The organism is Rothia sp. HMSC036D11, assembly GCF_001814205.1.
Lineage (GTDB): Bacteria > Actinomycetota > Actinomycetes > Actinomycetales > Micrococcaceae > Rothia > Rothia dentocariosa.
The window spans coordinates 103067-116735 of the sequence record NZ_KV815316.1; the positions used below are offsets into that span (position 1 = coordinate 103067).

Sequence of the window (13669 nt, forward strand, 5' to 3'; positions counted from 1 at the left end):
GAGCCCTCGGGTTTCTGCCGAGATCCAGTAGTAAACTCAAGCTCTATCCTAGGTTCCAGAAGGCTGGCGCCCCATACATCTGAAACCTACGCATCCGGCAACTTGGTTATCAACTTCCAAACACCATGCTATGTGTTCAGAAGATGGAAGAAGCTCTTCGCAGATGAGAGTTCGCGCATCTTCTACATTACCGAGAGCTGGCATCTGGTATACGAGATCGGGCGTTGCACGGTATATGTCATAGAGTATTGAGGCATCATCTTCCCGCCAAGCCCGCAGTGTTATTTTCATGACCTGCCTTTGCGTTTGAGATTATTAGTATCTGCTCCAAGATTACACAAGACTTCGCCGAAAAAACGGCTTTCTTGGGCACCAAATACAGAAGAGTAAACTAGTAACAATATGTCTGAGCAGAAACCCACCGAACACACAGATACTCCTAAGACCGCTCGAACCGCACCCAGTATGGCAAGCATGGCGGCTGCCATTCATGTGGCGCCGATGCGCGCACCTCAAAAGCCCGCGCGCACATCCCAAATATCCGGTGAGAAGCCCGACGATACCTCCACGGCAGAGCCAAGCTCGAAACGGCGTAATGCCCACAAGAATTCCTTGCGTAAAAATAACGCTTCACACTCCAAAAATCCGCAAAAACGCGCGCACCGTAAGAACCACCGGGACCGGCCCGAACAGCGTCCCTACAACCCGCTAATTCCTGCGGTTATTACCTATCCCGAAGAACTGCCCGTCAGCGAGCGCCGCGAAGACATTAAGTCGGCCATTCGTGATCATCAGGTCATCATTGTTGCTGGCGAGACCGGCTCGGGTAAGACCACACAGTTGCCCAAGATGTGCTTGGAACTCGGTCTTGCTGAAAAAGGCATGATTGGGCACACCCAGCCGCGCCGCCTTGCCGCGCGTTCGGTGGCGGAGCGCATCGCCGAAGAACTGGGACAGAAAATTGGTGAGACCGTGGGTTACCAGGTGCGTTTCACCTCTGAAGTGGGCGAGAATAGCGCCATCAAACTCATGACGGACGGTATTCTGCTCGCCGAAATTCAGCACGATAAGTTGCTGCGCAAGTACTCCACGCTCATTATTGACGAGGCACATGAGCGCAGCCTAAATATTGATTTTATTTTGGGGTATCTGAAGCGGATTCTGCCGAAGCGCCCGGATTTGAAGGTCATTATTACCTCCGCAACCATTGACCCTGAACGGTTCGCGCGGCATTTCGCGCCGAGTTTCGTGCCCGGTAAGGGTGTGGTAGACGATTCTCTTAGCGATGAGGAACGTGAGATTGCCGAGCAGATTCTTCCCGATGACGCTCCCCCGATTATTGAGGTTTCGGGGCGCACCTATCCGGTGGAGATTCGCTACCGACCGCTCGATGGGGACGGCTACGCTGATGAAGATGAAGGCGACGAAGACCGTGACCCAACCGATGGAATCCTGGCCGCCGTTGAGGAGTTATCGAAGGAAGCACCCGGCGATATCCTGATTTTCTTCTCGGGCGAGCGCGAAATTCGTGATGCTCACGATGCTTTGGAATCTTTGGTCGCCAAGTCCCCACGTATGAACTATGAGGTTCTGCCGCTGTACGCGCGTCTGTCTCTCGCGGAACAGCACCGCGTGTTTACGCCGGGGAGTCGGCCGCGCATCGTACTGGCGACGAATGTTGCGGAAACTTCGCTGACGGTGCCGGGTATCAAGTATGTGATCGATACCGGTACCGCCCGCATTTCGCGGTATTCGGCGCGTACGAAGGTGCAGCGTCTGCCGATCGAGCGGATTTCTCAGGCGAGCGCGAACCAGCGCTCGGGGCGGTGCGGTCGTGTGAGCGATGGTATTGCGATTCGGCTGTATTCTGAGGAGGATTTCGCGTCGCGCAGCGAGTTTACCGACCCGGAGATTCTGCGCACGAACCTGGCGGCCGTTATTTTGCAGATGATTGCGATCGGCGTGGTGCGTGAGCCCGGCGATATTGCGCGTTTCCCGTTTGTGCAGCCGCCCGCATCACGCGCGATTAATGACGGCGTGAATCTGCTGCGTGAGCTTGGGGCGCTTTCTGAAAAACCGGCGCGCACGGATAAGAGGGGGAAGCATCATCGTGCTGCCTCGACACTGACTGCTACGGGGCGTGCAATGAGTGCGTTCCCGGTTGATCCGCGCTTGGCGCGCATGATTATTGAGGGTTCGCGCCGTGACTGTGCTAAAGAGATGATGGTGCTTGCCGCCGCTTTGACGATTCAGGATCCGCGGGAACGCCCGGCTGAGGTGCGTGGCACCGCCGATGAGATGCATGCCCGTTTCACGGACGATAAATCTGATTTTTCGTCGTTCCTGCTGCTGTGGCAGTACATTAATGAGCGCCAGGCTGAGCTTTCCTCTTCACAGCTGCGAAAGATGTGCCACCGCGAGTTTATTAACTTTCTGCGTATTCGTGAGTGGCAGGATCTTTTCGCCCAGCTGCGCGAGATGGGGCGCACCGCGAATATCCGCGTGTCGAACGGGCGCGATATTGACGCTTCGGGGCGTGAGGTTGAGATTCATAAGAGCCTGCTTTCGGGTCTGCTCTCGCATGTGGGCGCTAAGGAGGAGCGTGAGAAAACCTACGGCAAAGCCCCGCGTGGTCCGCGCGAATATCTGGGGGCACGCGGCACAAAATTCGCTATCTTCCCAGGTTCCGGGCTTTTCAAACAGAACCCTGACTGGGTGCTTTCTGCCGAGCTTGTAGAGACTTCCCGGCTGTGGGCACGCACAAACGCCGCGATTGAGCCGCAATGGGTTGAAGAAGTGGGCGGGCACCTGCTGAAGAAGCAGTATTCCGAGCCGCATTGGTCGGCAAGCCGAGGTGCCGCCGTGGCGTATACGAAAGGTACCCTGTACGGGCTGACGATTTATGCCGACCGCCCAGTGCAGTATTCCCGGGTAGATGTCGCCGCTGCACGTGAGATTTTTATTCGTTCCGCCCTGGTGGAGGGCGACTGGCGCACCCAGCACAAGTTCTACAAGCGCAACCTGCGTGCCCTGGCTGAGGTTGAGGAGCTTGAGGCCCGCCTGCGCCGCCGCGATCTGCGGGTGGATGATGCCGTGCTTTTCGAGTTCTATAATGCGCGCATCCCCGAGCATGTGACGGACGTTTGGTCCTTCGATAAATGGTGGAAGCACGCGCGTTTAGAAAACGATAACCTGCTCGATTTCAACCCGGAAAACCTTATTAATGAGGATGCCGCCGATTATGACGATTCGCAGTTCTCGCGCCAGTGGGTGCAGCGTACCGACGGCGGTGAACTTACCCTGGATTTGCGGTACGAATACGCCCCGGGTGCAGGGTTGGGCGGTGCCCGCACGGATGCGGCAAAACGCGACGGCGTGGCGGTTCAGGTACCGGTTCTGTTCTTGAACCAGCTGACCCCCGAGCCGTTCCGCTGGCAGATTCCGGGGATGCGCCATGAACTTTTAACGGCGCTCATTAAGTCGCTGCCGAAGGCGATTCGCCGTAATTTTGTGCCCGCCCCGGATGTTGCACGCATGGCGCTGGAGTCTTTAGAGGCGGACTACTCCCCCGCGACTGACGAGCTTCTGCCATCGTTCGCGCTGGTGCTGCGCCGTCTGCGCGGTGTGGTGGTTGAGCCGGATGCCTTCGACTGGGACTCCGTGCCGGATCATCTGAAGTTCACGTTCCAGGTGCGCGATGCCCGCAATAAGATTCTGGGCGAAGGCAAAGATATTCGTGAGCTGCAGCAAAAACTCCATGCGCAGATTCGCTCAGCCCTAGCAGATTCGCTGGGCGCTTCTGAAGATACGGTGGCGAAGATGGCGGCGCTCGCAGGCGGGAACTCCGCTCAGGGAGCCTCATCGCGAACCGGTTCGGCGCAGCAGGGCGTGAAGAAAAACAGCGCAGGATCGGGCGCAAAACCCGGGAAAACCGCCACTCAGGGCGCAGATTCTCAAGATTCTATCCGTGAGACCACGGGTCTGACCGACTTTCCTGGCGAGGAGATTCCACGCAAGGTACAGCGCATTATTGCTACCCAGGCGGTCAGTGGATACCCGGCGCTGGTGGACGAAAAAACGAGTGTGGGTATCCGTATTTTCCCCACCGAGGCCGAGCAGGTACATTCGCAGCGGCGCGGTATTATTCGTCTTCTGCAGCTGCAGGTACCCTCACCTGAGCGGTACGTGGGCGATCACCTGTCGAATAAAGAGAAGATTGTGTTCACACAGAACCCGCACGGCTCGATTGACGAGCTGATTCGGGACTGCACGGTTGCCGCACTCGACAAGCTTGTTCCGCATAAGCCCGTGTTCACGCGCGTCGAGTACCGTGAGCTGTTCGAGCATGTGCGCGCCGAGCTGATCGATACCGTCTTTGATGTCACCAAGCTGGTTGCCGAAATCCTCTCAGAGGCGGCGGCGCTGCGCAAAGCCATTAAGAAGGCAACCTCGCTGAGCACCATGCACGCCGTCTCAGATGTGAAGGGGCAGCTCGATAATCTGGTGTACCCCGGATTCGTGGCAAGTACCGGGTACGATCAGCTGGTTCACCTGCCGCGCTATCTGAAAGCCGCGCAGATACGCTTGACGAAGCTGGGGCCGAACCTGAACCGAGATAATCAGCTCATGCTCACGGTGCAGGATTTGGAAGACTCCTACGATTCCGCCGTCAAGTCACTCCCCGAGGGGACTCTTATTCCCGATGCGCTCGCCCGCGTGAACTGGATGCTTGAGGAGCTGCGCGTGAGCTTCTTCGCCCAGGAACTCGGCACGGCGTACACGGTCTCTGAGAAGCGCATCACCAAGGCGCAACGCGAGGCGCTGGAGCAAGTGAAAAGGTAGGTTTTCGGCGAGCTCTATCTAGGTTTTCGTTCCTCGAAGGGTTGGGTGTTGCCACAAGATTCTGAATCTTGTGGCAACACCCAACCCTTCTACGCGCCATAGTGATATCGGCATGAAGCTATGGCAATAGAGTCATCAGTAAGCTTGTATACGAGACGGTGTTCATCAGTAATTCTGCGTGACCACCAGCCTGAAAATTGATGTCTGAGAGCTTCAGGCTTCCCTATACCTTCATTACCATTTCGCTCAACATCTTTGATCAGTAGATTAATGCGCTTGAGAACCTTCCGATCTTGCATCTGCCACCAGAGATAATCGTCCCAAGCTGAATCGTCAAAAATAATTCTCACGGCTATTCCTCAACCAGCTGATGCTCAGACCCAAGACCAGCTTCAAGACGAGAGATAGCTTCCATAAGACGACGTGCATTAGCCGGGGAGCGCATAAGGTAGGCAGTCTCTTGAAGAGATTCATATTCAGACAAGGAGAGGATAACTGCTGGCTCGTGCCCCGATCGAGTAATAACAATTTCTTCACGGTGGTCTTCAACGTGGTCAAGTACTTCAGCATACCGAGCCCGAGACTCGGTGTAAGACATGGTTTTCATAAACACCTTCTTTCTATGTACAGTATAATGTACAGAGGGCTTGACAGGAAAGCAATAAAGCTCGGTTACCATACATTTAGACTGGTTTCTCCAGTTATTTCTGCGCCAGTCCGAAAGTTTTGAACACGTATGATGATGGTATGAGTTTTATCGCTACGTTGGTTCTTCTGATAGGTATTAGTGCGGGAAGCAGCTATTTTTATAGACAACATGCCGCGCGGATAAAACCTCAGCCTGATGGAACCGTCCGAGCGAAGCTGCCCGGCTGGTACATCGCGTTTGGTTATTTTCTCATTGCAGCAGGAGTCTTCTTAGCCTTTGCTTCACTTATTTTAAGTTCAGGCAGCAATCCTATGCCCCTAAACATGGCGATTGGCTTTCCCGCTATGACCTTCGGTCTTGGTATCGTGACGATTCTTATGGGTCAGCGCCAATACATTGAAACCGGCGTGGACTATATCGAACGCCGCGCTTGGTACGGCAAAGTGACCCGAATTCCCTTCCATGAGATTGACTCGTACTCGTATAGTCCAGCGGGCCTTGGCGGTTGGCTGGTTCTTAAGACGGCGGATAGACGCAGGATAGCGTTTAACTCTCGTTTTCTACGGGGTGAACGGGTGATTACTGCGTTGGCGTTTCGCCAGATTAATGGCCGCTGGCCCTCCCCATACAACCAGGAGGAACAACGAATCTTGGGAGAGGAATCATCCCTGAGAGCCGCTCAGCAGTACCTTGCGAAGACTCCGAAAGCTCGGGGCTTGCGGAGGTGACGGATTAGTGCCTACAACGTCAAGAGACTCGGAGGTGGGCAAGAAAACCTTGCTCTAAGATCGGTCCCGCACGTATCTGGTCTCCCCTTCCTCAGTTTTTGAACACGTATTATGGATATATGACTTTTATTATTACTGCGATTCTTCTGGTGTGTATCGGTGCGGTTAGCGGCTACTTCTATAGAAAACATGCCGCACAGGTAAAGCCTCAACCCGATGGGACGATCAGGGCAAAGCTGCCCGGTTGGTATAGATTTTGTGGTTACTTCCTTGTTGCTGTGGGAGTGCTCTTTACCCTTATCACCCCAGCATTGATCTCGGGCAGTAATCCAATGCCTCCATATATGGCGTTTGGGGTTATTGGAATCTGCTTAGTGTTTGGCGTCTGGGCAATTCTCATGGGCCAACGTCAGTATGTTGAAACCGGCGTAGATTACATAGAGCAGTGCACATGGTATGGCAAAGTTACCCGCATCCCCTTTCACGAGATTGATTCGTATGCGTATAGCTCAGGGCACCCTGGTGGATGGCTGGTTCTCAAAACAGCAGATAAGCGTAAGATTGCATTTACGTCCCGGTATCTGCGAGGTGAACGGGTTATGTGTGCGCTGGTATTTCGTCAGATTAATGGTCGCTGGCCTTCCCCAACGAGCCCCGAGGATCAACAGGTTTTAGTGCAGGAAGCCTCATTGGCAGCCGCTCCGCAATATCTTATGGAGAACCCAGTTGGTCAAAATCTAAGCGGTCAACAGGCATAATGTTCAGCAGGGACATATACATAGAGTCGTCGCCCATTCCGGGAGCGGTTTCTTTATCCGAAAGCATTTGAACCGCTTTTGGATAAAGAAACCGCTCCCGTTTTATGAATATGCTGCTTAAGATGGGCTATAGAATCCATAAGGTGACGAGTGTTTACTGGAGAACTCACCAGGTACATAGTTTCTCGGAGTGATTCATGCTCGGAGAGAGGCAAAACCACAGTGGGTTTGTGCCCAGCATGGGTAATTATGGCTTCCTCACGGATGCGCTTCGACGTAGTCGATAACTTCGGTAAACTGCTCGGCGGAACCGTTATAGGAAAAAGTTTCCATAGGGTGACGTCTCGCTATTGGGGGTAAGAATAGTTCTTAAAGATGAATATCTAACGACCTGTTTACTACGGAATTTGTTGCCCCTGCGGAGGAGATATTGAAGACGCATTAGAACTAGATTCACAAACACCGGAGGTAACTTTATAACCTTTCTCAAATTGCAAGTATTCACGGTGTACGTTTATCCATTTTCCAGTACCAGGATCATAGTTCCCTGTAAAAACATGAACTCCTCTTGTATCGTAAGATACGGGCAATGAAGTACGTCCACTATTTTTAGAATTGTACGAATCTACAACACAGGAAACACCACTATAACTAAAAATAACCATTCTAAATACAAGGAATATAGAACCAATATATAATAATATTGAAAAGAAACTTGTTATAAAAATAATTCCATTTGATAAATCTGAAAGAGTTAAATACATACATCCGAAAATCATTAAAGAAAGGAAGAATATTATCACCATAAAAATGACTATGTAAGACATATTTTTTTCAATATCCGAGCTAAGTATTTGGTTCCCATTTCGATATTTAGTTGAATATGAAGATAATGATAATATATAATAGAGAATTGCAAGTACTATAGATATCACCCAAATAGGTCCAAAAGATTTAATATACATATTTATTAATTTATAGAATTTTTCAAATTTGTTCTTATTTTCGCTTTTGGGTTCTTTATAAACCATATAGCTCAGGGAAAACCAGGGATAGAAAAATAGCGAGATCGGTATTATAGTAATAACTAAGAATAGAATCACACGGTAGGAATTATTTATAACGTAGTACTGAACATAGTCAGTAGCATTAACGATATCTCCTGAAAATATGTCTGTATAAGCATAAACCAAAACGGAAACCATAAATAAATATGACCCAATTGTAATAAAAATCCACCACTGCTTTATGAAGTCAAAAAAAATACCGACAGGACCTTTAGGTTCTTTAGACTTATTTATGGTGGCTGAAGATAGTTTTGACTCATTTTTTAGAGACCGACTCTGCCTCCATAACGAGGACATTACAACACCTTTTCTATGGTTATGTATCATTTTCTAGCTAAATCATATATTAACCACATATTGAGATATTAATCAAGTAATCTTACGGATACATTCTATATATCAAATAATTACCCCTCAAAGAAAAGCCTCTCATAAACTTTCCTAGCATTTCGGGTAGCCCTTAAATAATCTTCTTCCAGCTGGCGGGCGCTGCCTGGGGTGTAGCCGCTCCAGCGGGCTACCGCCTCCAGGGCATCGCGCAGGGTGGGCAGCAGATCGGATTGACGCACGCCACGCAGCACATTGCCGCCGCGAATCTTGGTCGCCAGCAGCCACGCATCCCGCAGAACCTCGGCGTCTTCGGCAGCCACCAGGTTAGCCTGCACGGCGGCATCCAGTGCCTCCAGGGTTGAGGTAGTACGCAGCCCCTCCACCTCATGGGCATGCTGCAGCTGAATCAGCTGAACCAGCCACTCCACATCAGAGAGCCCGCCACGCCCCAGTTTCAGCTGCCGGGTGCGGTCTGCCCCGTGCGGCATGCGCTCATGCTCCACGCGCGCCTTCATGCGCCGCACCTGCTGCGCCTGTTCCACCGTGAACTCACGCGGATACCGGTACGGGTCAATCAGCTCAACAAACGCACGCCCCAAGTCCTCAGAACCGGCGATCGGGCGAGCCCGCAAGAGCGCCTGAAACTCCCATGTCTCTGCCCAGCGCTCATAGTAAGCGCGGTACGAATCCAGCGAGCGTACCAGCGCACCCTGCTTACCTTCCGGGCGCAGATCCGCGTCTACCTCAAGCGGGCGTTCAGCACGAATCGCAGGGCGTACCGGCTGTTTAATCAGCTGCATCAGCCGGTTCACAATGCGGTTTGCCTGCGCCTGGGCTTCTTTCTCATCGATTCCCTCCACGGGGCGGTGTACAAACATCACGTCTGCATCCGAACCGAAGCCGTTCTCTGCGCCGCCCAGACGACCCATCGCAATTACTGTGATCTCGGTCAGCAGCGGGTTCCACTGCTCGTCTTCGGGGCTCTTCTTCCCCGTTGCCTCTTGAGAATCGCGCTGCGGTGCGTCATTCTTCTGAGGCACGGTTTTCTCGTCACGCTCCCCTGCGTTGATCTCTTCGCGTTCCGCCAGGGCGAGCGCCGCACCGATGGTACACTCGTCCACGGTCGCCAGCCCGGTGCACACCTGCTGCACGCTCAGCAGGTTCAGGGCGTCCCCCATCGCAATGCGCAAAATCTCGCGGCGGCGCAGGTACCGTACCGCGCGCATAGCGTCCGCAGAGTCCTCGTGTCGTGACAGGAGCGAGGTAATTTCGGCCTTGAGAGCGCCCGCGCTCAGCGGCTGCAGGTCGGCAACCTTATCAAGCCAGGTGATGGAGGTGGGCGCGTCTTCCAGCAGGTCGGTAATATACCGCGAGCTTGAGAGTATATGGCACAGCCGCTCCGCCGCGGCGGGCGAATCGCGAAGCATACGCAGGTACCAGCTCGTGGTGCCCAAAGACTCTGAGACCAGGCGGAACCCCAGCAGCCCGGCGTCTGCATCCACGCCCTCCGCAAACCAGCCCAAGAGCACGGGCATCAGATGCCGTTGAATCTCAGCGCGGCGGCTGACTCCGTTGGTAAGTGCTTCGATATGCCGCATGGCTCCGCGCGGGTCGCGGTAGCCGAGCGCAGCCAGACGGTCCTGTGCCGCCTGGTCAGAAAGCGCTACCTCGTCGCGGCTCAGCGTTGAAACCGCGGCCAGCAGCGGACGGAAGAAAATACGTTCGTGCAGGGAACGCACATTGCGTTTGAGTTTCTGCCATGCTTTGAGCATCTGCTCGGTCGAGAGCGTCCCCATACGTTCGGCGGGCACCAGGGAGCGGGCGAGGGCACGCTGTTCCCCGGCGCGGTCGGGCATCAGGTGGGTACGTCGCAGGTGCATAAGCTGAATGCGGTGCTCCAGCAGACGCAGCTTCTTGTAGTCGCGTGAGAAAGCTTCGGTGTCGGAACGGCTAATGTAACTGGCACGGGTGAGTGCAGCGAGCGAATCCAGAGTAGATTTGGTGCGCACGGCGGGGTCGGTGCGCCCGTGCACCAGCTGCAAAAGCTGAACTGTGAACTCGACATCGCGCAGACCGCCGGGGCCGAGCTTTATTTGACGTTCCAGCTGGGCGGCAGGAATATTATCGGTCACGCGGGCGCGCATAGCCTGCACAGATTCCACGAAGGAATCCCGAGCGGCTGACTCCCACACGAACGGCTCGATTGCGCGCGCATATTTTTCACCCAAATGCGCAGACCCAGCGATTGGTCGGGCTTTCAAAAGCGCCTGAAACTCCCAGTTCTCAGCCCAACGCTTGTAGTACCGCACATAGGATTCGACGGTGCGCACTAGCGGCCCGTCCTTGCCTTCGGGGCGCAGGTTCGCGTCTACCTCCCACAGCGGCGGTTCGGAGGCAGGCGCCATGATCGCCTTCGTCAGCGCGTGCACCAGCTCAGTACCGATCTGGGCACAGTCCTGCTCGGTAAGGGGTTCTACTCCCTCGGGCAGTTCACTGGCGGGAACGGGTGCTATCACATACACCACGTCTACATCAGAAATATAGTTCAGCTCGCGCGCCCCGCATTTGCCCATACCGATAATCGCCAAATCCAGGGCATCTACGGATGCGCCCCGCGCGGGTGCCGCGCACAGTCCACCGCCCAGTCCCTCGGCAACCTCGGTGCGGGCTATCGCGAGCGCTCCTTCCAGCGCAGCGGCGGCAAGATCAGCAAGATGCCGCCCAACCGTGGGCATAAGTTCCACAGGATCGGGCGAACACACATCAACAAGCGCAATTTTCGTGAGTGCGGCACGGTACGCCACACGCAACGCTGTATACCCGTCTTTACTCGTCATCTCACGTGATGCGCGCGGCCGCTCATCGTCGGGGTTTGCACCCACCGCTTCCAACAGCTCCGTACGGTATGCGGTTGCCAGCGGGGCCGTAGGCTCATCAATATCGTCGAGCTTTTTACCCCCGGCAGTACCGCTGTACCCGCGAATATGCGGGGTTTCTTCAACATCGTGCGGGTCTATCTGCGGCTCAATATCCTCCGCCTGAACGGTGCTAGGCTCTTGAGTGGCGATAAGCTCGGGTTCAGAGTCTAGTCCGTGGCTGTCGAGAACATGGTCGATTAAATGCGGGTTGCGGTACAGAAAATCGCCCAGCGCTTGCGAAGAGCCCAAAAGCCGGAACATGCTAAATTCGGCATCCCCGCGGTTCGCGCGCTCCGCCGTTGCGGGGTGCTTTTCGATAAGCCTCACCAGCGAAGGTAATGCGATATCCGGCGAGGGTGACCAGCGCAGCCCGGCAAAGAGGGCATCCGTATTAACCTGGGCGAGTTCGGGGGAATCAAGCCAGCGCTCGCTCTTTGCGGCATCATAGAAACCGGCGGCAACCATGCGCTTGCGCCTGCGTGCGCGTTCTTGACGTTCCGCATCCGCCGGTACCGCCTCTGTTCCTTCAGTAGGTTGCTGCTCTGGCATGGTCCCCTCCCGAAACTCGCCTATCCGCTAGAGAATACCCAGATTATGCTTGAGCTCATACGGAGTGACCTGCGCCTGGTATTGTTCCCAATCGGCACGCTTATTGCGTAAGAATTGTTCGAAAACCTGCTCCCCCAGAGCCTCTGCCATGAACTCGGAATCCTCGGTACGGTTAATAGCCTCACGCAGAGAAGCAGGCAGCGGGTTGTAGCCCATAGCGCGGCGTTCTGCGGTTGTCATGGCGGCAAGGTCTTCAGTCACGGCAGGCATGAGCTCATACTCGTGCTCAATACCTTTGAGCCCTGCGGCAAGAATTACCGCATATGCCAGGTAAGGGTTCGAGGCCGAATCAAGCCCGCGGTATTCGATACGCGCCGCCTGCATCTTATTCGGTTTATAGAGCGGTACACGCACCAGCGCCGACCTGTTATTGTGCCCCCATGAAACGTAACTGGGTGCTTCCCCGCCGCCCCACAGCCGCTTGTATGAATTGATGAACTGATTGGTGACCGAGGTAAACTCCGGGGCATGCTTGAGCACCCCGGCAATAAAGTGCCGCGCCGTCTTTGAGAGACGATACTCAGCCCCGGCCTCGAAGAACGCGTTGGTATCGCCCTCGAAAAGCGAGAAATGGGTGTGCATACCGCTGCCAGCATATTTGGTGAAAGGCTTAGGCATAAACGTTGCGTAAAGATCCCGCGTGTACGCAACCTCTTTGATAACGGTACGGAACGTCATCACATTATCGGCGGTCTGCAGGGCATCAGCGTGGCGCAGGTCGATCTCGTTCTGTCCGGGACCAGTTTCATGGTGGCTGAACTCCACCGAGATACCAACCTCTTCAAGCATGGTCACTGCTTTGCGACGGAAATCCTGCACAATCCCGCCGGGTGTGTGATCAAAATAGGATTCATAGTCTACCGGTACCGGAAAACCGTCATCACCCAGCTGAGCAGATTTGAGCAGATAAAACTCAATTTCGGGCGAGGTGTAGCACGTGAATCCCATTTCAGCCGCTTTATTGAGGGTTCGCTTGAGTACGCCGCGAGTGTCGGATGCGCTCGCCTCACCATCAGGTGTAAGAATATCGCAGAACATGCGGGAGGTATGGTCTTCAATCCCGCGCCAAGGCAATATCTGGAATGTGGAGGGATCGGGTTGAAGCAGCATATCGGATTCGTACACGCGCGAAAGACCCTCAATAGAGGAACCGTCAAAGCCGAGCCCTTCCTCGAAGGCGCTTTCAACCTCAGCAGGGGCTAATGCTACGGATTTGAGGGTTCCCACCACGTCGGTAAACCACAGCCGAATAAAGCGAATGTCGCGCTCTTCGATGGTGCGCAGTACAAATTCCTGTTGACGGTCCATAGATATCTCCCTGTATTCCGGGCGGTAGCTGACTCGGCGGTGAGTGATGCCGTGCTCACGCATATGTTGGTGCCGCAAGACGCGAGTGCGCTGGCACGGTTTTATGTCTCTTTCTAGACTATCGGTTTCTTCCCTCAAACGCCCGATGTTCAGGTTTCGTTTATGTAAATTCTGTGGGTCAGGTAGGCGGGTGTAGCTCAGTTGTTGTATGTTCCGCGTTTTACCCACCTTTGAAAACTGAACCACAAGAGGCGGGCTTTTGGCTGAGAAAGTAGACCTCTCTCTCGTTCCCAACCAAAAAGCCCGCTTCATATGCACACAGTAGTTTATTCCCTCAAAATTCATGTTCAATTCACGCTAACGGACGCTGGACTGCCCGGCGAGTCATCTAAGATAGAAGTTGCTGGGTGACTCCCATCACTTCAAAATTTTGTGTACAGCCCAACCACGAAATCACTGA

9 protein-coding genes are annotated in these 13669 nt (G+C 54.1%); 3 read left to right on the forward strand and 6 right to left on the reverse strand.

Features of this window, described 5'->3' with window-relative positions:
• The first annotated feature begins 402 nt into the window (after nucleotides 1–402).
• A complete protein-coding gene (gene hrpA / locus HMPREF2958_RS10205) occupies nucleotides 403–4842 on the forward strand; it encodes an ATP-dependent RNA helicase HrpA (RefSeq protein WP_070697899.1) in 4440 nt (1479 codons plus the stop codon).
• A gap of 89 nt (nucleotides 4843–4931) precedes the next feature.
• Here the strand turns inward: hrpA and HMPREF2958_RS10210 are convergent, their stop codons facing one another.
• Nucleotides 4932–5192 carry a Txe/YoeB family addiction module toxin gene (locus tag HMPREF2958_RS10210; protein WP_070697900.1) on the reverse strand — a complete coding sequence of 87 codons (261 nt, stop codon included), beginning with the start codon at nucleotides 5190–5192 and terminating at the stop codon, nucleotides 4932–4934.
• Between the two features lie 2 nt (nucleotides 5193–5194).
• On the reverse strand, nucleotides 5195–5449 hold the full coding sequence (locus HMPREF2958_RS10215) for a type II toxin-antitoxin system Phd/YefM family antitoxin (RefSeq protein ID WP_070697901.1): 255 nt from the start codon (nucleotides 5447–5449) through the stop codon (nucleotides 5195–5197).
• A 140-nt stretch (nucleotides 5450–5589) separates the two neighbouring features.
• Between HMPREF2958_RS10215 and HMPREF2958_RS10220 the strand changes: the two genes are divergently transcribed.
• The gene (locus tag HMPREF2958_RS10220) at nucleotides 5590–6219 is read left to right on the forward strand and encodes a hypothetical protein (protein WP_070697902.1); all 630 of its coding nucleotides are present in this window, start codon (nucleotides 5590–5592) and stop codon (nucleotides 6217–6219) included.
• 119 nt (nucleotides 6220–6338) lie between these two features.
• Complete coding sequence (locus HMPREF2958_RS10225) at nucleotides 6339–6977, forward strand: hypothetical protein (RefSeq protein WP_070697903.1); 639 nt, start codon at nucleotides 6339–6341, stop codon at nucleotides 6975–6977.
• Nucleotides 6978–7030: 53 nt separating this feature from the next.
• Here HMPREF2958_RS10225 and HMPREF2958_RS11275 read toward each other — a convergent pair whose 3' ends face one another.
• The 4 genes from HMPREF2958_RS11275 to HMPREF2958_RS10235 form a co-directional block, all read right to left on the reverse strand.
• Nucleotides 7031–7198 carry a type II toxin-antitoxin system Phd/YefM family antitoxin gene (locus HMPREF2958_RS11275; protein ID WP_371441430.1) on the reverse strand — a complete coding sequence of 56 codons (168 nt, stop codon included), beginning with the start codon at nucleotides 7196–7198 and terminating at the stop codon, nucleotides 7031–7033.
• A gap of 177 nt (nucleotides 7199–7375) precedes the next feature.
• Complete coding sequence (locus HMPREF2958_RS10925; protein WP_141755811.1) at nucleotides 7376–8341, reverse strand: hypothetical protein; 966 nt, start codon at nucleotides 8339–8341, stop codon at nucleotides 7376–7378.
• A 110-nt stretch (nucleotides 8342–8451) separates the two neighbouring features.
• A complete protein-coding gene (locus HMPREF2958_RS10230) occupies nucleotides 8452–11841 on the reverse strand; it encodes a bifunctional [glutamine synthetase] adenylyltransferase/[glutamine synthetase]-adenylyl-L-tyrosine phosphorylase (RefSeq protein ID WP_070697904.1) in 3390 nt (1129 codons plus the stop codon).
• A 27-nt stretch (nucleotides 11842–11868) separates the two neighbouring features.
• Entirely contained in the window at nucleotides 11869–13209 is a 1341-nt protein-coding gene (locus HMPREF2958_RS10235) for a glutamine synthetase family protein (RefSeq protein ID WP_004004410.1), read from the reverse strand.
• Between the last annotated feature and the right edge of the window lie 460 nt (nucleotides 13210–13669).

What these genes read in the sequence shown, in the direction of transcription:
- hrpA (WP_070697899.1), top strand. Translation starts at nt 403, where the DNA reads ATGTCTGAGCAGAAACCCACCGAACACACAGATACTCCTAAGACCGCT.
- HMPREF2958_RS10215 (WP_070697901.1), bottom strand. Translation starts at nt 5,449, where the DNA reads ATGAAAACCATGTCTTACACCGAGTCTCGGGCTCGGTATGCTGAAGTA.
- HMPREF2958_RS10220 (WP_070697902.1), top strand. Translation starts at nt 5,590, where the DNA reads ATGAGTTTTATCGCTACGTTGGTTCTTCTGATAGGTATTAGTGCGGGA.
- HMPREF2958_RS10225 (WP_070697903.1), top strand. Translation starts at nt 6,339, where the DNA reads ATGACTTTTATTATTACTGCGATTCTTCTGGTGTGTATCGGTGCGGTT.
- HMPREF2958_RS10925 (WP_141755811.1), bottom strand. Translation starts at nt 8,341, where the DNA reads ATGTCCTCGTTATGGAGGCAGAGTCGGTCTCTAAAAAATGAGTCAAAA.
- HMPREF2958_RS10230 (WP_070697904.1), bottom strand. Translation starts at nt 11,841, where the DNA reads ATGCCAGAGCAGCAACCTACTGAAGGAACAGAGGCGGTACCGGCGGAT.
- HMPREF2958_RS10235 (WP_004004410.1), bottom strand. Translation starts at nt 13,209, where the DNA reads ATGGACCGTCAACAGGAATTTGTACTGCGCACCATCGAAGAGCGCGAC.